Source organism: Oceanicola sp. S124 (assembly GCF_000220565.1).
GTDB lineage: Bacteria > Pseudomonadota > Alphaproteobacteria > Rhodobacterales > Rhodobacteraceae > Pseudooceanicola.
The window spans coordinates 1-20,059 of sequence record NZ_AFPM01000039.1 but is presented as its reverse complement, the minus strand read 5'-3'; the positions used below and the strand labels follow the sequence as shown (position 1 = coordinate 20,059).

Sequence of the window (20,059 nt, the reverse complement as noted above, 5' to 3'; positions counted from 1 at the left end):
TCCGGGAGGGCCGGCGCCTTCTTGCGTTTGAATGGGCTTGGACACGGTCGCCCGGGATAATTTCGGGGTATGCGTCGGGTGGTGGCCCTGTCGTTACCCTGCCGTGGCCAAGTGGTTGCCTTGGCCGTGACCCGATCGCAGTGCCTGTCCTCGAAGCGGGGGAGCGCAAAGTTCTCGATTGGCCAGAGCGATGGCATCTTGTCGGGCCGGGTCGCAGCGGTCGTGCCAGGGGGTATTCTGGCATTGGTTTCAGCTGACCAGAGCGACGACCTCTCGCTAGGCGCGGTCGGAGAGGGAGGCCCAGAGGCGCATGCGGGCACAGGTTTCGGCAATGCGAGGTCGTTCAGGGGGCGATCGTTTCGTCTTGGGCCAGGGGGACGAGCGGAAAACCTGTTCTGGTCGCAATCGGGATTTGTCGCTGATGTCTTCGTAGGGATCTGATATAAAATGATTTTTCATGACGTCTCGTGGCCCGCGCGGTGCTCTCGGCGCTTCTTAAGAAAATCAACAGACATTCCTTCGCAACAGGTCGCCAACCCGCGACCGGAACCGAGCGAAGGAGAGACGCATGGGGGTCATCGACTATTTCCGCCGCGACACGGCCCAGGCCGCGAAGGTGCCGGAGCGGAAGGCCTCTGCCACGGGTCGTGTGGTCGCCTATCACTCGGCTGGCCGCGTTGCCTGGAGCCCGCGGGACACGGCCTCGCTGACCCGCACCGGCTTTGCCGGCAATCCGGTTGGCTTCCGTGCGGTGAAGATGATCGCCGAGGCCGCCGCTGCCCTGCCGCTGGTGCTGCAGGATGCAGAACGTCGCTACAGCGAACACCCTGTCATCAGTTTGCTGCGCAGCCCCAACCCCGCGCAGGGGCGTGCCGAGCTGCTCGAGAGCCTCTACGGTCAGCTTCTGTTGACCGGCAATGGCTACCTTGAGGCCGTTGCGGCCGACGCAGGCGCCCCGGTGGAGCTGCATGTCCTGCGGTCTGACCGCATGAGCCTGCTGCCCGGCACCAATGGGTGGCCGGTGGCTTTCGAATATGTCGTCGGCGGTCAGAAGCACCGCTTCGATGTTACCGGAGAACGCCCCGCGGTCTGTCATTTCAAGAGCTTCCACCCCCAGGACGACCACTACGGCCTCTCGCCCATGCAGGCTGCCGCTCAGGCGCTGGACGTGCACAACTCGGCGTCCCGCTGGTCCAAGGCGTTGTTGGACAATGCGGCCCGGCCTTCGGGGGCGATCGTCTACAGCGGCCTTGATGGCGAAGGGGTGATGACCTCGGAACAGTACGACCGCCTCGTGGCGGAGATGGAGATGTACCATCAGGGCGCGGCCAATGCCGGGCGGCCGATGCTGCTGGAGGGCGGGCTGGACTGGAAACCCATGGGCTTCAGCCCCTCGGACATGGAATTCCAGAAGACCAAGGAGGCGGCGGCGCGCGAAATCGCCCTGGCCTTCGGGGTGCCCCCGATGCTGATGGGGATCCCTGGCGACGCGACCTATGCCAACTACCAGGAAGCACATCGGGCTTTCTTCCGCCTGACGGTGCTGCCCCTGGCGACCCGCGTCACCGCCGCGCTTGGCGAATGGCTGGAGCGTTTTACCGGCGAGGATCTGCGGCTGAGCCCGGATCTGGACAATGTGCCCGCACTGGCTGCCGAACGGGATGCCCAGTGGCAGCGCGTGGCGGGGGCCGACTTCCTCAGCCCGGCGGAGAAGCGGGTCCTGCTGGGGCTGCCTCCCCAGGAGGTCGACGCGACCGGACGGAGCCCGGGGGAATGAATGAGCTTCGCGAGATCAGGCGCAGCACCGGCTACGAGGAGTTCCAGTGCGGACCCTCGGTGCGGCTGGAGGCGCATGAGCGGCTCTCGAAGATGCAGATCGAGGCGCTGCATGACCGCATGGACCGCATCGAACTGGTGCTGGAACGGCTGGAGAAGCGCCTGTGGCTGATCGTCTTCGGCGTCGTCGGGGTGATCCTTGCCCAGGCCTTCCAGTCGGTCATCGACAAACTGCCCTGAGTGGAGAGAGAGATGGATTTTCAGAACCTTGGCGGGTTGGAGCGCAAGTTCCACCGCTTCGACGCAGAGCTTGTCGTCCAGCAGGACGGCCTGGTGATCGAGGGCTATGCCTCGCGGTTCGGGGCCTGCGATCAGGGCGGCGACGTGGTGCAGCAGGGGGCCTATGGCGCCTGCCTGACCCGGATCGCCGCCGAGGGACGGCGCGTGAAGATGCTGTGGCAGCATGACCCGGCCCAGCCCATCGGGGTCTGGGAGGAGATCCGCGAGGATGCCACGGGGCTCTGGGTCAAGGGGCAGTTGCTGGAGGCGGTCGAGAAGGGCCGCGAGGCGGCCGCGCTTATCCGGGCGGGGGCCATCGACGGGCTCTCCATCGGCTACCGCACCAGGCGGGCCACCAAGGATGACGGGGGCCGCAGGCTCCTGACCGAACTGGAGCTCTGGGAGGTGTCTCTGGTGACCTTCCCGATGCTGCCCAGTGCGCGGGTCGCGGCCAAGGGCGACAGCCCCGCCGAGGACGCCCTGCGTGAAATGGCGGCGGCCTTCCGGGCCGCGCGGGCCGAATTGGGCGACCTCTAGGGCGCTCTCTCACCTTCCATCCAAGGAGTTGATGATGGGTAAGACCGAGACCGATGCTCGGGTTGGGGAGAGCCTCTCTCCCGTCGCCGAGGTGAAATCCGCTGTTTCGGATTTCATGCTGGAGTTCAAAGGCTTCCGTGACGAACTTCAGGAAAGACTGCAGCAACAGGAAAGCCGCTTGACCATGCTTGACCGCAAATCCCTTACCGCCGCGCGCCCGGCGCTGGCCTCTGCCGCCGAGAGCGGCGCCCCGCATCGCAAGGCCGTCTCGGCCTACCTGCGTTCGGGCGACGACGACGGCCTGCGCGGCCTCGAACTGGAGAGCAAGGCGCTCTCCGTCACCGGCGATGGCGGCTACCTGCTGGACCCGGAAACCTCGGCCACGATCAGCTCGGTACTGAAAAGCTCGGCCTCGATCCGCCAGGTGGCGAACGTGGTGCATGTCAACGCCAGCTCCTACGACGTGTTGGTGGATACCACCGACATGGGGGCCGGCTGGAATGACGGCACCAGCGTGACCGAGACCACGACCTCGGCAGTGGACCGGATCTCGATCGAGCTGTTCGAGCTGTCGGCCCTGCCCAAGGCCAGCCAACGCCTGCTGGATGACAGCGCCTTCGACGTCGAGGGCTGGCTGGCCGAGCGCATCGCCGACAAGTTTGCCCGTGCCGAGGCCGACGCCTTCATCAATGGCGACGGCGACGACAAGCCGACCGGCTTCCTGACCCACACCAAGGTTGCCGAGGCTTCCTGGGCCTGGGACAGCCTGGGCTATATCGCCACCGGCACCGATGGGGATTTCGATCCCAACGATCCGGCCGATGCCATCGTCGACCTGGTCTATGCCCTCGGCGCCCGCTACCGCGCCAACGGCACCTTCGTGATGAACTCGAAGACGGCCGGGGCCGTGCGCAAGCTGAAGGACCTGGACGGCCGCTTCCTGTGGTCTGATGGCCTTGCGGCGGGCGAGCCGGCGCGCCTGATGGGCTATCCGGTGCTGATCGCCGAGGACATGCCCGACATCGCTTCCGGCACCCATGCCATCGCCTTCGGGGACTTCCATGCCGGCTACACCGTTGCCGAGCGCCCGGACCTGCGCGTGCTGCGCGATCCCTTCAGCGCCAAGCCGCATGTGCTGTTCTACGCCACCAAGCGCGTTGGCGGCGATGTCAGCGACTTTGCCGCGATCAAGCTGCTGAAGTTCGGCACGTCGTAAGACGCGTCGGATCGGCGGGGCCGTGCCTTTTCGGCCCCGTCGGGCGCGTGTCTCTCACAGGCGTTGTCCAGCAGCTCCCTCCGTCCGAGCAACGTTGGGAGGCACGCGTCGGAGGCTGGGGCCTCGATGCGCCGCGGGCCGGAAACGCCGGTCCCGAATATCGGAGTACGGTGATGATTTTGATCGAAGTGAACCAGGTCGATGCGGCTGTCTTGCCGCTCAGTCAGTTCAAGCAGCATCTGCGCCTGGGAACCGGCTTTGCCGAGGACAGCGCGCAGGACGACGTGCTGGAGGGCTACATCCGCGCTGCCCTGGCGGCGATCGAGGGCCGCACCGGCCAGGCGATCTTCCAGCGCGATTTCATCTGGACCGTGCAGAGCTGGGCCAATCCCGAGGGGCAGGCCTTTCCGCTGGCTCCGGTCCGGTCGATCCAGCAGGTCACGCTGGTCGACAAGGCTGGCGCGCGGCTCAGTGAGGACGCCGGTGGCTTCACGTTCGTCGAGGATTCCTTCGAACCGAAGTTCCGCGCCCTGCAGGGCACGCTGCCGGAGCCGCCCAAGGACGGCAAGGTCGAGGTGCTGCTGACAGCGGGCGCCGCGCTGGACTGGAGCCAGGTGCCGCCGGATCTGGCGCAGGCGATCCTGCTGATGGCCTCGCACTACTACGAGTATCGCAATGACGTGGCGCTCGGGAAGGGCTGCACCCCATTCGGCGTCACGGCCCTTCTGGAGCGTTACCGGCCGATGCGTATCGGGTTCGGGGGCCGCTCATGAGCCCGCGCCTGAACAGGGAACTGATCCTGGAGCGCCCGGTACGTGTGGCCGACGGTTCCGGCGGTTTCGAGAGCAGCTGGGATGCGCTCGGGATCCTGTGGGCCGAGGTGACACCGGGAAACGCCGGGTTGCGCGACAGGGCTGATCTGGGGGCGCATCGGCAGATCCTGAAGATCATCGTGCGGGGCGCTCCTCCGGGGGCGTCCAACCGCCCTCAGCCGGGCCAGAGGTTCCGGGACGGAGAGCGGATTTACCTGATCGACGCGGTTCAGGAGGATGACGCCTCGGGGCGGTTCCTGCGCTGCCGCGCACGAGAGGAGGTCATGGCATGAGCTACGCGATCTCGGCGGCGCTTCAGACCGCGATCTACGCACAGCTGTCGACCAATGCCGTGCTGGTGGCGCTGGTCGGTTCCGACATCTTCGACGCGCCCCCGCTGGGCACGCCGCCCGCGACCTATGTCAGCCTCGGCCCCGAGCAGGTCCGCGACTGGTCCACCTCCTGTGGGGGCGGGGCGGAGCATGACCTGACGATCTCGGTGGTGACGACCGAGGCCGGGTTCCAGACCGCGAAGGAGGTCGCCGCGGCGGTCTCGGACGCGCTGGAGCTGCCATTGCCCGCGCTGTCCCGGGGGCACCTGGTCAGCCTGAATTTCCTCAAGGCCCGGGCGCGCCGGGACGAGGCGGGGCAGCTGCGCCGCATCGACCTGAGCTTTCGTGCCCGCGTGCAAGACACCTGAACCCTTTCGACGGAGTGACGACAATGGTGGCCCAGAACGGCAAGGATCTTCTGATCAAGGTGGACATGACCGGTGCCGGTCTGTTCGAGACGCTGGCAGGCCTGCGGGCCTCGCGGCTGAGCTTCAACGCCGAGGCGGTCGATGTGACCAGCCTTGAAAGCCAGGGCGGCTGGCGCGAGTTGCTGGCCGGGGCGGGGGTGCGCTCGGCGGCCATCGGGGGCTCTGGCGTGTTCAAGGACGCGGGCAGCGACGAGCGGGCCCGCCAGATCTTCTTCGACGGTGAAACACCTGCCTTCCAGGTCATCATCCCCGACTTCGGCGTGGTCGAAGGGCCGTTCCAGGTGACCTCGATCGAATATGCCGGCGCCCACAACGGCGAGGCGACCTACGAGTTGTCGATGGCCTCGGCCGGGGCGCTCAGCTTCACGGCGCTCTGATCATGGCCAATCCCCATGCAGGCGAGGTGGCGCTGGTTCTGGATGGCCGGCGGCACGTGATGAAGCTGACGCTCGGCGCGCTTGCCGAACTGGAGGCGATGCTGGAGAGCGGCTCGCTTCTGGAACTGGTCGAGCGGTTCGAGGGCGGCGGCTACAGCACCCGCGACGTGGTGGCGCTGATCGTTGCCGGCCTGCGCGGGGGCGGCTGGCAGGGCCGCGCCGAAGATCTGCTGAACGTCGAGATCGAGGGGGGGCCGATGCTGGCCGCCCGTAAGGCCGCAGAGCTGCTGGCGCGGGCCTTCACGGTGCCCCAGGGACCGGCATGAGCGGTCTGGACTGGCCCGCGCTGATGCAGGTCGGGATGCGGATCCTGGGCCTGCGTCCGGCGGAATTCTGGGCCCTCACCCCGGCCGAGCTGCGGCTGATGCTGGGGGAGGGCGCCCAGGCGGCCTCGGTCCTGAACCGGGCGCGGCTGGATGAATTGCTGGCGGCCTATCCCGACGGGGCGGCCGCGACGAGAGGAGGCGAGAATGAGTGATCTGAATGGTCTCGAGGCGCTGCAGGCGCAGGTGGACAGCCTGGATGTGACCCTTGGTGGTGCTGCCGACATGGCCGCCGGTTTCGACAGCGAGCTGCGCCGCATGCGCACGGCCCTGGCCGAGACGGGCAAGGATGTGCAGACGCTGGAGCGCGGTCTCAGCCGGGGGTTGCGGCGCGCGCTGGACGGGGTGCTGTTCGACGGGATGCGGGCCTCGGATGCGCTGCGCACCGTCGCCAATTCCATGGTGAATGCCGCCTATTCCGCCGCCGTGAAGCCGGTGACCGACCATTTCGGCGGGCTGATCGCGCAGGGCATTGGTGGGCTCGTGCAGAACGTCATGCCCTTCGCCAAGGGCGGTGTCGTCTCGTCGCCTACCTACTTTCCGATGACCGGCGGTACGGGCCTGATGGGCGAAGCGGGTCCGGAGGCGATCATGCCGCTGTCGCGTGGGGCCGACGGCCGGCTGGGCGTGCGGATGCAGGGGCAGGGACCGTCCAGCGTGGTGATCAACATCACGACGCCGGATGTCGAGGGCTTCCGCCGCTCGCAGAGCCAGATCGCCGCCCAGATGAGCCGCGCGCTGACGCGCGGCCAGCGCAACCGCTGAGGAGATCGCCATGTCCTTCCACGAGGTCCGCTTTCCCGCAAATCTCTCTTTCGGCTCGACCGGCGGGCCCGAGCGGCGCACCGAGGTGGTGACGCTGGCCAATGGCTTCGAAGAGCGCAACACCCCCTGGCAGCACTCGCGCCGGCGCTTCGATGCGGGGGTGTCCATGCGCTCGCTCGACGATGTCGAGACGCTGATCGCCTTCTTCGAGGCGCGGCAGGGGCAGTTGCATGCCTTCCGCTGGAAGGACTGGTCAGACTACAAGTCCTGCCGTCCCAGTGCCGAGGTCGACTACCGAGACCAGGTGATCGCCCGGGGCGACGGGGTGACGCAGAGCTACCAGCTGTTGAAGACCTATACCTCGGGCCAGCAGAGCTACGCGCGACCGATCACCAAGCCGGTGCAGGGCACTGTCCGTGCGGGGGTCGAGGACGACGAGTTGCAGGACGGCCTCCACTACTCGGTCGATGTGACCACCGGGTTGATCACCTTCGTCACTGCGCCCAACGAGGGCATGGACGTAACCGCAGGCTTCGAATTCGATGTGCCGGTGCGCTTCGATACCGACCGCATCCAGACCTCGGTCGCCTCCTTCCGGGCGGGCGACGTGCCCAGCGTACCGGTGGTGGAGGTGCGGGTCTGATGGCGTTCAATTCCGCTCTTGCGGCCCACCTTGCGACGGGGGCCACCACGACCTGCCATGCCTGGAGGATCACCCGCCGCGACGGGCTGACGCTGGGCTTTACCGACCACGATTGCGATCTTGTCTTCGAGGGCGTGACCTTCCGCGCCGATACCGGCCTGACAGCGGCGGCGTTGCAGCAGGGCACGGGGCTGTCTGTCGACAACTCGGAGGCGCTGGGTGCGCTGAGCGATGCGGCGATCCGCGAGGAGGACATCGAGGCCGGGCGCTATGACGGTGCCGAGGTCACGGCCTGGCTGCTGGACTGGTCCGCGCCCGAGGTGCGCCAGGTGGTCTTTCGCGGCAGCATCGGAGAGCTGACCCGCGCCGGGGGTGCCTTCCGTGCCGAATTGCGGGGGCTGTCGGAGGTTCTCAACCAGCCCATGGGACGGATCTACCAGAAGCCCTGTGCGGCCGTTCTGGGCGGGAAGGGGTGCGGCGTCGATCTCAGCCAGCCCGGTTACCGGGCCGAAAGCATGGCAAGCGCGATCGAGAGCCTGTCGGTCGTCACCTTCCCGGCGCTTGGCGGTTTCGCCGAGGGCTGGTTCACCCATGGCCGGCTTGAGGTTCTGGACGGTCCCGCCGCGGGTCTGTCCTCGCCGGTCAAGCTGGACCGCGGCGAGGGCGGCGGACGGCGGATCGAGCTGTGGACTCCGTTGCCGGTGGATCCCGGCATGGGGGCGACCTTCCGGCTTGAGGTGGGCTGCGACAAGCGCTTCTCTACCTGCCGGGCGCGGTTCGGCAATGCTCTGAACTACCAGGGCTTCCCCGACATCCCGGGCGAGGACTGGATCATGGTGCATCCCGCCCAGAGTGGCGAAACCTCGGGCGGGTCGCGCCGATGAGCCGTGACGCGCAGATCGTTGATGCCGCGCGGGGCTGGATCGGGACGCCCTACCTGCACCAGGCTTCGCTGAAAGGCGCGGGGACAGACTGCCTTGGCCTGCTGCGCGGGGTCTGGCGCGAGGTGCTGGGGCAGGAGCCCGAGCCGGTGCCGGCCTATACCCCTGACTGGTCCGAACCGCAGCGCGAGGAACGCCTCTGGGCGGCTGCGTGCCGCCACCTGGTGCCGCGCGCGGGCGCGGCGCAGCCCGGTGACGTGCTGCTGTTCCGCATGCGCTCGGGCGCCGTGGCCAAGCATCTTGGCATCCTCGCGCGCATCGGACCTGAGGGCAGTTTCATCCACGCCTATTGCGGCCACGGGGTTCTGGAAAGCCCGCTCAGCCAACCCTGGCGACGCCGCATCGTGGCCAGTTTCGCTTTTCCCGACGAGGTGTAACCCATGGCAACCGTTCTTCTTTCCGCCGCTGGTGCCGCGCTTGGCGGTTCCATCGGGGGCTCTGTCCTTGGTCTCTCGGCCGTCGCCGCTGGCCGCTTCGTCGGGGCGACCCTTGGCCGGGTGATAGATCAGCGCCTGCTGGGTCAGGGCTCGGCCGCGGTCGAGACCGGCCGGGTCGAGCGCTTTCGCCTGACCGGCGCCGGCGAGGGCGATCCGGTGGCGCGCGTCTACGGTCGGATGCGGGTTGCGGGGCAGGTGATATGGGCCTCGGAGTTCCGTGAGACCACCCGCACGACGGGCGGTGGCAAGGGCGCGCCGAGCAAGCCGAAGGTGACCGAGCATTCCTATTCCGTCAGCCTCGCCGTCGCGCTCTGCGAGGGTGAGATTTCCGGCATCGGGCGGATCTGGGCAGACGGTGCCGAGATCGCGCCGGCGGACCTCGACATGCGGGTCTATCGCGGTTCGGACGATCAGTTGCCGGACCCCAAGATGGAGGCGGTCGAGGGCGCGGGGCATGTGCCGGCCTATCGCGGTACGGCCTATCTGATGCTGGAAGACCTTGCGCTGGAGGCTTTCGGCAACCGCATTCCCCAGTTCTCCTTCGAGGTGCTGCGCCCGGCGCCGCTGGCGCTTGAGGGCGCCGCCGACGAGCCGGCCCATGCCATCCGGGGCGTGGCCCTGATGCCGGGCAGTGGGGAATTTGCCTTGGCGACCAGTCAGGTCAGCTACGACTACGGCGCAGGCCATGTCGGGCTGGCCAATGTCAATTCGCCCTCGGGCAAGAGTGATCTCGAAACCTCTCTCGATCAGCTTGACGCCAGCTTCACCGACTGCGGGGCGGTGTCGCTGATCGTGTCTTGGTTCGGCGACGACCTGCGCTGCGGCTCTTGCGAGATCCGCCCGAAGGTCGAGCAATCGCAATATGATGGCAAGCAGATGCCCTGGCGCGTCTCGGGGCTGACGCGCGGGACGGCACAGCTGGTGGCGCAGGACGGGGAGGGGCGGGCGCTTTATGGCGGGACCCCGGCGGATGCGTCGGTGATCGAGGCGATCTCGGCGCTGAATGCGCGCGGCAAGGCGGTTATGTTCTACCCCTTCCTGCTGATGGACCAGATCCTCGGCAACACGCTGCCCGACCCCTACAGCGACGCCGACAGCCAGCCGCATCTGCCCTGGCGCGGTCGGATCACCACCTCCGAGGCGCCGAACCGGCCGGGCTCTCCCGACGGCACCGGCGTCGCCGAGGCCGAGGTGGCGGCCTTCATGGGCAGTGCCGAGGCCGCGGACTTCGCCGTGACGCCGGGCGCGGTCAGCTACGTCGGGCCTGCCGAGTGGCGCTATCGCCGCTTCATCCTGCATTGTGCGGCTCTTTGTGCGGCGGCGGGCGGCGTGGACAGTTTCTGCATCGGCTCCGAGATGGTGGCGCTGACCCGGATCCGGGGCGCGGGCGGCAGCTTCCCGGCAGTCGCGGCGCTGCAGGACCTGGCGGCCGAGGTGCGCGCGTTCCTCGGGCCGGACGTAAAGCTGGGCTATGCTGCCGACTGGACCGAGTATTTCGGCTACCAACCCCAGGACGGCAGCGGAGACCGGTATTTCCACCTCGATCCGCTGTGGGCCGATCCGCAGATCGACTTCATCGGGATCGACAACTACATGCCTCTGTCGGACTGGCGCGAGGGCGAGGATCACCTGGATGCCCAGTCTTGGCCGACGATATACGACCCGGGCTACCTGGCCGAGAACATCGAGGGCGGAGAGCTTTATGACTGGTACTATCATTCCTCCGAGGCCCGCGCCGCGCAGATCCGCACACCGATCACCGATGGCGCCCATGACGAGCCCTGGATCTGGCGCATCAAGGATCTGCGCAACTGGTGGCTGAACCCGCATCACGAGCGGATCGGCGGCGTGCGCCAGGCCGCTCCGACCGGCTGGCAGCCACGCTCGAAGCCGATCTGGTTCACCGAGCTTGGGTGCGCTGCCGTCGACAAGGGCACCAACGAGCCGAACAAGTTCCCCGATCCCAAAAGCTCGGAATCCGCCCTGCCGAGGTATTCGACCGGCGCCCGGGACGAGGTGATCCAGCAGCAGTACCTGCGGGTGATGCATGGCTACTGGAACGACCCGGCGCACAATCCGGTGTCGGATGTCTACGGCGCGCCGATGCTGGACATGTCCCGTGCTTTCGTCTGGGCCTGGGATGCGCGGCCCTTCCCGCATTTTCCCAACGACCTCGAGACCTGGAGCGATGGCGAGAACTACCGCGCCGGGCACTGGATTACCGGTCGCGCGTCGTCGCGCTCGCTGGCGCTGACGGTGGCCGAGATCTGCACCTCTGCGGGCTTGCGGCACGTCGATGTCAGTGGGCTGTTCGGGGTGGTCAGTGGCTACTGCGACGATGACGTTCGCGAGGCGCGGGCGGCCTTGCAGCCGCTGATGCTGCGCTACGGTTTCGACGCGGTCGAGCGGGACGGGGTGCTGCGCTTCATCATGCGCGGCGGACCGCTGGACGCGGAACTGCTGCGCGACGCATTGGCGCTGAGCGGCGAGATGGAGGGCGCCGTTGAGCGCCAGCGCGCGCCCGAGGCCGAGATGGCCGGTCGCATGCGGCTGCGTTTCGTCGAGGCCAATGCAGATTTCGAACGGGTTGCCGAAGAGGCGATCCTGCCCGACGAAGAGAGCCGTGCCGTGGCGGGCAGCGAGATCGCCCTGGCGATGACCCGGGGCGAGGGGCGGCAGGTGGTCGAGCGCTGGCTGGCTGAGTCGCGGATCGCCCGCGACAGCTTGCGCCTGGCCCTGCCACCCTCGCGTCGCGCCCTTGGTGCGGGAGACGTGATCGCGCTGGACGAGGACGCGGGCGCGGCGCTCTACCGGCTCGACCGGGCCGAACACGGGCTGTCGACACTCGTCGAGGCGGTGCGGATCGACCCGAAGGTCTACCGCCCCGGCGCGCTGAGCGAGCCCCTGCCTTCGGTCGCCAGCTTCTCGGCGCCGCTGCCGGTCTTGCCGCTCTGGCTGGACCTGCCGCTGATGCGCGGTGACGAGGTGCCCCATGCCCCCCATGTCGCGGTGACCGGTGATCCCTGGCCCGGGGCTGTCGCGGTCTATACGGCGGCCAGCGACGCGGGCTACCAGCTGGACCAGGCACTGAACGCGCGGGCGACCATCGGCGTGACGACGACGCCGCTGGCGCGGGCTCCCCTGGGCCGCTACGACCGTGGCGCGCCGCTCGGGGTGGCACTGACCTCGGGCACGCTGGCCTCGACCGACGGGGCGGGGCTGATGGCGGGAGCCAACCTGATGGCCATCGGCGACGGCGATCCCGCCAACTGGGAGATCTTCCAGTTCCGCGATGCCACCCTGACCGGAGAGCGATCCTACCTGCTGTCACACCGCCTGCGCGGTCAGCTCGGGTCCGAGGCGCTGATGCCGGATGTCTGGCCCGAGGGCTCCTGGGTGGTGCTGCTGGACGGGGTGCCGGGGCAGATCACCCTTGCGCCCAGTCAGCGCAGGCTGGCCCGGCACTATCGCATCGGCCCCGCGGCGCGCGGCCCCGACGATCCGTCCTACCAGCACGAGGTCTGGGCCTTCGACGGGATCGGGCTGAAGCCATACGCCCCCTGCCACCTGCGCGCCGTGCCACAGCCGGGCGGGGAGATCGCCTTTGACTGGATCCGCCGGACCCGGATCGAGGGGGACAGCTGGGATCTTGCCGAGGTGCCCCTTGGCGAAGACAGCCTGGCCTTCCTGCTGCGGATCCGGCAGGGCGGAGCGGTCCTGCGCGAGGTCGAGGTCGCCGAGTCCCGCTGGACCTATGGCGCTGCCGAACAGGCGGGTGATGGCGCGACGGGGCTGATGCAGGTCGAGGTGGCGCAGGTCTCGGCCAGCTTCGGACCGGGGGCCTTTGCGACGCTGACCTTCCCCGTCTGACTGTTGGGTCTGACTGTCCGGCCTGGCGGTCGCCCGGGCGCGGCCTGACGACCGTCCAACGCCCCAGACGGAAGGACCGGAAATCACGAGGTATTTTTCCTCGTGATCTTCCGGTCCACGCCTTTGCATTTTCCCCGCAGTGCCTATCTGCTATGATCTACGGATCTGAGGGGCGCCCAACTGGCCCGAAACGGGAAAATGACCATGGCACATTCCAACCCGAAACTGGCAGAGCTCGATCCGGTCTGGGACCGCATCCTGCGCGAGGCAGAAGCCGCCGTCGCGGATGAGCCGCTTCTGGGCGGCCTCGTCCATTCGACGCTGCTGCACCATCCTTCCTTCGAGCGGGCGCTGGCCTATCGCGTCTCGATGAAGCTGGCCTCGGACGAGATGCCGGGCCAGCTGCTGCGCGAGATCTGCGACGAGGCCATCGGCAGCGACCCCGAGATCGCCGCCTCGGCCCGCGCCGATATCGTCGCCACCTACGAGCGCGACGCGGCCTGCCATCGCTTCATCCAGCCGCTGCTCTACTTCAAGGGCTACCAGGCGGTGCAGAGCTATCGCATCGCCCACTGGTTGTGGAGCGAGGGCCGCCGCGACCTGGCCTATTTCTTCCAGATGCGCTGCTCCGAGGTCTTCGGTGTCGACATCCATCCCGCTGCCGTGATCGGCAAGGGGATCATGATCGACCATGCCCATTCCATCGTCGTGGGCGAGACGGCTGTGGTCGGTGACAATGTCTCGATGCTGCATTCGGTGACGCTTGGCGGCACCGGCAAGGAAGAAGAGGACCGCCACCCGAAGATCGGCAACGGCGTGCTGATCGGTGCCGGCGCCAAGGTGCTGGGCAATATCAAGGTCGGCAATTGCTCTCGGGTTGCCGCGGGTTCCGTGGTGCTGCATGAAGTGCCGCCCTGCACCACGGTGGCGGGCGTGCCGGCGAAGATCGTCGGCGAGGCGGGCTGCGATCAGCCGGCGCTTCGCATGGACCAACTTCTGGGCAAATGAGCCCTCTCGGACCAACAGCCTGCGGGGCGCCTTCGGGCGCCCTTTCGCATGTCTAGCGCCGGAAGGTCAGCACCTTGCCCTCGGGCCGGGCTTCGGCGGCGGTATAGCTGACCCCGTCGACCTTCAGCCCCTGCGGATCGAGCAGGGTGATGGTGCCGCCCCGGTTCGACAGGGCGACGCCGGTCATCGGCACCGCCAGCACCGCGCCGGGGGTCAGCCAGGCATCGCCTGCCAGCCCACGGGCCTCGCCCAGGGTGTTCACGATTTGCCAGCCCGCCAGCGACAGACCTTCGCCCGAGCGGTTCATCAGGTAGACCGTTTCCGGCTGGCCGCGCGAGGTGGGGCGGTTCTCGACCCCCACCGGATTGACCAGCGCGCCCGAGATCACCACGCGACGGTCCGGGTCCAGCAGCACGGGCGGCGGGGCTGCACGGGGTGACGGGGCGCGGTGGCCGAGATGGCGGGCAAAGGTCGCGGCGCCGGGCAGGGGGTGCCCTTGCAGCCCGTCTGTGTGCATGGCCTGCGAGGCAAAGGCGGTGAACAGCCCTTCGAAGCGGTCGTCGGCCTCGTAGTGCAGGATCACCGCACCGTCCTGCCAGGGCCCGTTGAACTGGGCGAACCGCGCGGTGCTGCCCTGGTTCATGTGGATGTCATGCAGGCCCTGGCGATCGGCGAAGGGCTCTCCCAGCAGGTAGACCGTGGCGCGGCGCGCGATGGCGGCCTGCAGCTCGGGCAGGACGAAGTCGATGATGTCGTTGGGCGCACGGCCCGGCAGGTCATGGGGCAGGATGCGACCGGCGTCGAAATCCAGGATGTTCGAGCGGATGTAGTCCAGCGCCGCCCCGCCTGGCCGGCTTTCCAGCGGCGTGAAGCCAGGTGGCAGCCTGCGCAGCGCATCGGTGATCGGATGGCGCAGGTCGGGGATATGCCAGTAGACCAGCTCGGACACCTCCGAGAGCGACTTGACGTTGATCGAGGCCCGTTTGCTGCCGGCAAAGCTGCCGCCCGCGCCGTCATCGAAATAGAGGTGGATATGCGGACTGGTGGCGTCCTGCTCCTGCCGCTCTGCCGAGACGCGCACAGGGGTGGCCTTCCAGACACCGTAGTTGATGATCGGCATGGCGCGCGTGCCCCCGGGGTCGTTCCCGCCCAGCTTCGCGCCCCGGGGCGGCAGAGTCGAGGGCCCTCGAACACCCTGACGCAAAAGAGAAAGGGCCTGCCGGATCGCTCCGACAGGCCCTTCCATTCGATAGCTGAAAAAACTCTCACCGAAGGCACGGCCCCGCGAGGGGCCGAAACTGTCGCGCCAGAAATCAGGCCAGCATCAGCATCGGGTTTTCCAGGTTCTCGACGATGGCCTTCAGCAGTTCTGCCCCAAGCGCCCCGTCAATGACCCGGTGGTCGACCGAGAGGGTCACGGACATTACCGTGGCGACCTCGATCTCGCCTTCCGCGTTCACCACCGGCTTCTTCACGCCCGCACCGACGGCCAGGATGGCGCCATGGGGCGGGTTGATCACGGCGTCGAAGTTGTCGATGCCGAACATGCCGAGGTTGGAGACCGCGAAGGACCCGCCCTGGTATTCATGCGGGGCCAGCTTGCGGTCGCGGGCGCGCCCCGCAAGGTCCTTCATCTCGGCCGAAAGCGCGGACAGCGACTTGCTGTCGGCATCCTTCAGCACCGGGGTGAAGAGACCGCCTTCGATGGCGACCGCGACGGCCACGTCCGAGGGCTTCAGCTTCAGCACACGGTCCCCGGCCCAGACGGCGTTGGCGTCGGGCACGGACTGCAGCGCCAGGGCGCAGGCCTTGATGATGAAGTCATTGACCGACAGCTTCACGCCGCGCGCTTCCAGCTGCTTGTTCAGCTGGCTGCGGAACTTCATCAGCGCATCGAGCTTGATGTCGCGGCGCAGGTAGAAGTGCGGGATGGTCTGCTTGGCCTCGGTCAGACGGGCGGCAATGGTCTTGCGCATGCCGTCCAGCTTGACCTCTTCGAACTCGCGGCCCTCGTACATCTTGAGGACGGCATCGGTCGAGGGGCCAGCGGGCGCAGCGGCAGCGGCAGCAGCGGCCTTGGGCGCGGCGGCCTCGGACTTTGCTGCGGCAGGCTTGGCCTCGGCGGCTTCGACATCGGCCTTGACGATGCGACCCTTGGGGCCAGAGCCCTTCAGGGACGCCAGGTCCAGACCCTTCTGGGCCGCGATGCGGCGCGCGAGCGGCGAGGCGAAGATACGCTGGCCGTCCGCGCCCTTGGGGGCGGCGGGGGCGGGCGTGTCGACGGGTTTGCCGGTCTGGGCGGTGGCACCGCCCTGGGTTGCGGTGGCCGCGGCCTGGGCAGGGGCGGCCTTTTCTTCGGACTTCGCCGCGGGCGCCGAGGCCCCGCTGTCGATGTCGTCCGCGCTCTCACCCTCTTCCAGCAACACGGCGATCGGGGTGTTGACCTTCACGCCTTCGCTGCCCTCGGCGATCAGCAGCTTGCCGATGACGCCTTCGTCGACGGCTTCGAATTCCATCGTCGCCTTGTCGGTCTCGATCTCGGCCAGCAGGTCGCCGGAGGAGACGGTGTCGCCCTCCTTGACCAGCCACTTGGCCAGGGTGCCTTCCTCCATCGTCGGAGAGAGGGCGGGCATCAGAATTTCTGTGGGCATCTCTCTCTCCTCAGCGGTAGGTGACTTTCTTCACCGCGGCGATCACCTCGTCGGTGGTCACCAGGGCGTGCTTTTCGAGGTTCGCGGCATAGGGCATCGGAACGTCCTTGCCGGTGCAGTTGATCACCGGCGCATCGAGGTAGTCGAAGGCGCGTTCCATGATCGTGGCCGACAGGTGGTTGCCGATGGAGCCGACAGGGAAGCCTTCCTCGACGGTGACGCAGCGGTTGGTCTTCATCACGGAGGCCAGCACGGTGTCGTAGTCGATGGGGCGCAGGGTGCGCAGGTCGATGACCTCGGCGCTGATGCCCTCGTCGGCCAGTTTGTCGGCGGCTTCCAGGGCATACTGCATGCCGATGCCGAAGGAGACGATGGTCACGTCCGTGCCTTCACGCCAGATGCGGGCCTTGCCGAAGGGAATGGTGAAATCTTCCAGCACCGGCACCTCGAAGGAGCGGCCGTAGAGGATCTCGTTTTCCAGGAAGATCACCGGGTTCGGATCGCGGATGGCCTGCTTCAGCAGACCCTTGGCGTCTGCGGCAGAGTAGGGCATCACGACCTTGAGGCCGGGGATATGCGCATACCAGGCGGCATAGTCCTGGGAGTGCTGGGCGCCGACGCGGGCGGCGGCACCGTTGGGGCCACGGAAGACCATGGGCGCACCCATCTGGCCGCCGGACATGTAGAGCGTCTTGGCAGCCGAGTTGATGATCTGGTCAATCGCCTGCATGGCGAAGTTGAAGGTCATGAACTCGACGATGGGCTTCAGGCCACCGAAGGCGGCACCGACGGCGAGACCGGCGAAGCCGTGCTCGGTGATCGGGGTGTCGACGACGCGCTTGGGGCCGAATTCGTCCAGCAGGCCCTGGGTCACCTTGTAGGCACCCTGGTACTCGGCGACCTCCTCACCCATGACGTAGACATTGGTGTCGGCGCGCATCTCTTCGGCCATGGCGTCGCGCAGGGCTTCGCGCACGGTCTGCTCGCGCATCTCGGTGCCCTCGGGCCAATCGGGGCTGGCCTTCGACTTGACCTCTGCCGGGGCGGAGGCTGCGGGCGCCTCGGCGGCCGCGGGGGCCTCCTCGGCGTCCGCCTCGGCCTTGTCGGCCTCGGGCGCGGCGGAAACCGCGCCGATGTCGTCGGCGCTTTCGCCTTCTTCCAGCAGCACGGCGATCGGGGTGTTCACTTTCACACCCTCGGTGCCTTCCTCGATGAGGATCTTGCCGATGGTGCCTTCGTCGACGGCCTCGAACTCCATCGTCGCCTTGTCGGTCTCGATCTCTGCCAGGATGTCACCGGACGAGACGGTGTCGCCCTCCTTGACCATCCACTTGGCAAGCGTGCCTTCCTCCATGGTCGGAGAGAGGGCGGGCATCAGAATTTCGGTAGGCATTCCTCGGGTCCTCCCTCAGGCGTTGTGCTGCGGAATTTCATCCGCGTAGATGTCGGTCCAGAGCTCTTCGAGCGCGGGCTCGGGGCTTTCCTTGGCAAAGTCGGCCGACTTGTTGACGATATCCTTGATCGTCTTGTCGATCTCTTTCAGGTCGTCCTCGGTGGCGTGCTTGCCCTCGATCAGCATCTGGCGGATGTGCTCGATGGGATCGTGCTTCTCGCGCATGTTCTGCACTTCCTCGCGGGTCCGGTACTTGGCCGGGTCCGACATGGAGTGGCCGCGGTAGCGGTAGGTCTTCACCTCGAGGATGTAGGGGCCTTCGCCCGAGCGGCAGTGCGCCACGGCCTTCTCGCCGGCTTCCTTGACCGCCAGCACGTCCATGCCGTCGACCAGCTGGCCGGGGATGCCGAAGGGCTCGCCGCGCTTGTAGATCTCGGCCGAGGAGGTCGAGCGCTTCTGCGCGGTGCCCATGGCGTACTGGTTGTTCTCGATCACGAAGATCACCGGCAGCTTCCAGATCGCCGCCATGTTGAAGCTCTCGTAGACCTGGCCCTGGTTCGCCGCGCCGTCGCCGAAGTAGGCGAAGGAGACGCGGTCATTGCCAAGGTACTTGTCGGCGAAGGCGAGGCCGGTGCCGATCGGCACCTGGGCGCCGACGATGCCGTGGCCGCCATAGAAATGCTTCTCTTTCGAGAACATGTGCATCGAGCCGCCCTTGCCCTTGGAATAACCGCCTTCGCGGCCCGTGAGCTCGGCCATGACGCCGTTCGGATCCATGCCGCAGGCCAGCATGTGACCGTGGTCGCGGTAGGAGGTGACGCGCTTGTCGCCTTCCTCCGCCGCGGCCTCAAGGCCCACCACAACGGCTTCCTGGCCGATGTAGAGGTGGCAGAAGCCACCGATGAGCCCCATGCCGTAAAGCTGGCCGGCCTTCTCTTCGAAGCGCCGGATCAGCAGCATGTCGTGATAATAAGTCTTCAGCTCATCTGCCGAAACATTCGGCTTGGCTGCGGATTTGCGGGTCGCCATGCGGTGTCCTCCCCGTGAGTCGAAGTGCAAATCTTGGATAGTTTAACGCTAAACTATCTCCTACAGCATATCCCGGCCCGATGCGAGGGCCAAAATCGCCGTGGGTGGCTGGCTTGTCCATGGTGCAAGACTAAGAGGCGTAACGCCTTTGTCCATGGGGCATTTGGTGCAAGTTTGATTTGGGCGGGGATCCGGTGGTGCTGCGTCGGCGGGGGGGGCTGCCGCCGCCGTTTCCGTGCCGGAGGCTCCCCCGCGAGTATTTTCAGCCATCAGGAGGGGAGAAGGCACGGCACCCCGTGGTGCGCGGGTCCCGCTTGCAGCTTGCCGGAAATATGCCGGCGGAGGCGCCCCTCAGGAGCGGCGGGTCAGAGCCCGGTGCGAGGATGATGGGGAAGGGTCAGCGCAGGACGAATTCGTCGACACGGACAAGGCCCAGCACGTCGCGGGCCTGCTGGTCCAGCAGGTCGAGGTCGAGGTAATCGTCGGACAGGCGGCGCGTCTTGTTCTGCATGTCGGCAATGCGACTGTCGAGCCGCGCCAGGTCGCGGGCCAGTACCTCGTTCGCGGCGACCACCTCGGCCCTGCGGAAAATACCGTACTCCCCCTGCACGGCGGCAAAGGTGAAGTACATCCCCAGCAGGAGGATGGCTCCGAAATAGAGGAAGAGCCCGACACCCGGGCGCGACTCGATGCTCATGACTGCCTCAATTTACCCGCCTCTTCGTGCGGTGTAGGCGAATCATGCCACAGGTGATTCGCGATGTGAATCCCCTAAGTGAACTTTCGGCGAAATAACGCGGAAAAGTGAATGGGCAGAGGGGGCTGGACGGTTCCGCGTCCAGTTGCCCGGCCCGGCACCGGGCAGCAAAAAGGGCGCCCCGTGGGGCGCCCTACCTGCGGGCGGTTTGGCCGCCGGGGCGACATGGCTCAGCCGGCGACGGAGGCCGCGTAGATGCCCTCGATGGTCTCGGCCAGGGTGGCGTCGAATTCGGCGTCGGACTGCTGGGCCGACAGCCCCTCGGTCAGGGCGCGCGAGAAGGAGGCGATCATGCCGGTCTGGCGCGACAGGCGGTCGTTGGCCTCGTCGCGCGCATAGCCGCCCGATAGCGCCACGACACGCATCACCGCCGGGTGATCAACCAGCGCCTTGTACTGGTTGTCGACCTCGGGGAGGGTCAGCTT

21 protein-coding genes and 1 pseudogene are annotated in these 20,059 nt (G+C 67.3%); 16 read left to right on the top strand and 6 right to left on the bottom strand.

The window, feature by feature from the left end:
• Positions 1–568 precede the first annotated feature (568 nt).
• The 16 genes from OS124_RS0103785 (at position 569) to cysE (ending at position 13,804) form a co-directional block, all read left to right on the top strand.
• Positions 569–1,777, top strand: a complete 1,209-nt coding sequence (locus tag OS124_RS0103785; protein WP_010138007.1) for a phage portal protein — start codon at positions 569–571, stop codon at positions 1,775–1,777.
• Positions 1,774–2,016, top strand: coding sequence for a GTA head formation protein, RCAP_rcc01685 family (locus OS124_RS0103780; protein WP_010138006.1), 243 nt, complete (start codon positions 1,774–1,776; stop codon positions 2,014–2,016). Before OS124_RS0103785 ends, OS124_RS0103780 begins: the two co-directional genes overlap by 4 nt.
• A 12-nt stretch (positions 2,017–2,028) precedes the next feature.
• Positions 2,029–2,592, top strand: coding sequence for an HK97 family phage prohead protease (locus tag OS124_RS0103775; protein ID WP_010138005.1), 564 nt, complete (start codon positions 2,029–2,031; stop codon positions 2,590–2,592).
• Positions 2,593–2,626: 34 nt separating this feature from the next.
• On the top strand, positions 2,627–3,808 hold the full coding sequence (locus tag OS124_RS0103770) for a phage major capsid protein (protein ID WP_010138004.1): 1,182 nt from the start codon (positions 2,627–2,629) through the stop codon (positions 3,806–3,808).
• A 173-nt stretch (positions 3,809–3,981) separates the two neighbouring features.
• Entirely contained in the window at positions 3,982–4,581 is a 600-nt protein-coding gene (locus tag OS124_RS0103765) for a head-tail connector protein (protein ID WP_010138002.1), read from the top strand.
• Positions 4,578–4,913, top strand: coding sequence for a head-tail adaptor protein (locus OS124_RS0103760; protein WP_010138001.1), 336 nt, complete (start codon positions 4,578–4,580; stop codon positions 4,911–4,913). The genes OS124_RS0103765 and OS124_RS0103760 overlap by 4 nt, the downstream gene beginning before the upstream one ends.
• Positions 4,910–5,320 carry a DUF3168 domain-containing protein gene (locus tag OS124_RS0103755; RefSeq protein WP_010138000.1) on the top strand — a complete coding sequence of 137 codons (411 nt, stop codon included), beginning with the start codon at positions 4,910–4,912 and terminating at the stop codon, positions 5,318–5,320. Before OS124_RS0103760 ends, OS124_RS0103755 begins: the two co-directional genes overlap by 4 nt.
• Positions 5,321–5,343: 23 nt before the next feature.
• The gene (locus OS124_RS0103750; protein WP_010137999.1) at positions 5,344–5,757 is read left to right on the top strand and encodes a phage major tail protein, TP901-1 family; all 414 of its coding nucleotides are present in this window, start codon (positions 5,344–5,346) and stop codon (positions 5,755–5,757) included.
• Positions 5,758–5,759: 2 nt separating this feature from the next.
• On the top strand, positions 5,760–6,083 hold the full coding sequence (locus tag OS124_RS0103745; RefSeq protein WP_010137998.1) for a gene transfer agent family protein: 324 nt from the start codon (positions 5,760–5,762) through the stop codon (positions 6,081–6,083).
• The gene (locus OS124_RS0103740; RefSeq protein ID WP_010137997.1) at positions 6,080–6,295 is read left to right on the top strand and encodes a rcc01693 family protein; all 216 of its coding nucleotides are present in this window, start codon (positions 6,080–6,082) and stop codon (positions 6,293–6,295) included. Before OS124_RS0103745 ends, OS124_RS0103740 begins: the two co-directional genes overlap by 4 nt.
• A complete protein-coding gene (locus OS124_RS0103735) occupies positions 6,288–6,905 on the top strand; it encodes a phage tail tape measure protein (protein ID WP_010137996.1) in 618 nt (205 codons plus the stop codon). The genes OS124_RS0103740 and OS124_RS0103735 overlap by 8 nt, the downstream gene beginning before the upstream one ends.
• Before the next feature lie 10 nt (positions 6,906–6,915).
• Entirely contained in the window at positions 6,916–7,548 is a 633-nt protein-coding gene (locus OS124_RS0103730; RefSeq protein ID WP_010137995.1) for a DUF2460 domain-containing protein, read from the top strand.
• Positions 7,548–8,432, top strand: coding sequence for a DUF2163 domain-containing protein (locus tag OS124_RS0103725; protein ID WP_010137994.1), 885 nt, complete (start codon positions 7,548–7,550; stop codon positions 8,430–8,432). Before OS124_RS0103730 ends, OS124_RS0103725 begins: the two co-directional genes overlap by 1 nt.
• Complete coding sequence (locus tag OS124_RS0103720; protein WP_010137993.1) at positions 8,429–8,866, top strand: NlpC/P60 family protein; 438 nt, start codon at positions 8,429–8,431, stop codon at positions 8,864–8,866. Before OS124_RS0103725 ends, OS124_RS0103720 begins: the two co-directional genes overlap by 4 nt.
• Before the next feature lie 3 nt (positions 8,867–8,869).
• Positions 8,870–12,796, top strand: coding sequence for a baseplate multidomain protein megatron (locus tag OS124_RS0103715; RefSeq protein ID WP_010137992.1), 3,927 nt, complete (start codon positions 8,870–8,872; stop codon positions 12,794–12,796).
• A 204-nt stretch (positions 12,797–13,000) separates the two neighbouring features.
• The gene (gene cysE, locus OS124_RS0103710) at positions 13,001–13,804 is read left to right on the top strand and encodes a serine O-acetyltransferase (protein WP_010137990.1); all 804 of its coding nucleotides are present in this window, start codon (positions 13,001–13,003) and stop codon (positions 13,802–13,804) included.
• Between the two features lie 52 nt (positions 13,805–13,856).
• Here cysE and OS124_RS0103705 read toward each other — a convergent pair whose 3' ends face one another.
• From OS124_RS0103705 to OS124_RS23570, 6 genes and pseudogenes are all read right to left on the bottom strand, one after another.
• Positions 13,857–14,924 (bottom strand): DUF2278 family protein, encoded by a 1,068-nt coding sequence (locus OS124_RS0103705; protein WP_010137989.1) that lies wholly within the window; start codon positions 14,922–14,924, stop codon positions 13,857–13,859.
• 193 nt (positions 14,925–15,117) lie between these two features.
• Positions 15,118–16,455 carry a pyruvate dehydrogenase complex dihydrolipoamide acetyltransferase gene (locus OS124_RS0103700; protein WP_010137988.1) on the bottom strand — a complete coding sequence of 446 codons (1,338 nt, stop codon included), beginning with the start codon at positions 16,453–16,455 and terminating at the stop codon, positions 15,118–15,120.
• Positions 16,456–16,465: 10 nt separating this feature from the next.
• Positions 16,466–17,848: a pyruvate dehydrogenase complex E1 component subunit beta gene (locus OS124_RS0103695; protein ID WP_010137987.1), complete on the bottom strand. Its 1,383-nt coding sequence runs from the start codon at positions 17,846–17,848 to the stop codon at positions 16,466–16,468.
• Positions 17,849–17,863: 15 nt separating this feature from the next.
• Entirely contained in the window at positions 17,864–18,877 is a 1,014-nt protein-coding gene (pdhA, locus tag OS124_RS0103690; RefSeq protein ID WP_010137986.1) for a pyruvate dehydrogenase (acetyl-transferring) E1 component subunit alpha, read from the bottom strand.
• A 397-nt stretch (positions 18,878–19,274) separates the two neighbouring features.
• The gene (locus OS124_RS0103685; protein WP_010137985.1) at positions 19,275–19,574 is read right to left on the bottom strand and encodes a septum formation initiator family protein; all 300 of its coding nucleotides are present in this window, start codon (positions 19,572–19,574) and stop codon (positions 19,275–19,277) included.
• A 230-nt stretch (positions 19,575–19,804) separates the two neighbouring features.
• Positions 19,805–20,059: pseudogene (locus OS124_RS23570) on the bottom strand (fructose bisphosphate aldolase); the annotation flags it as partial.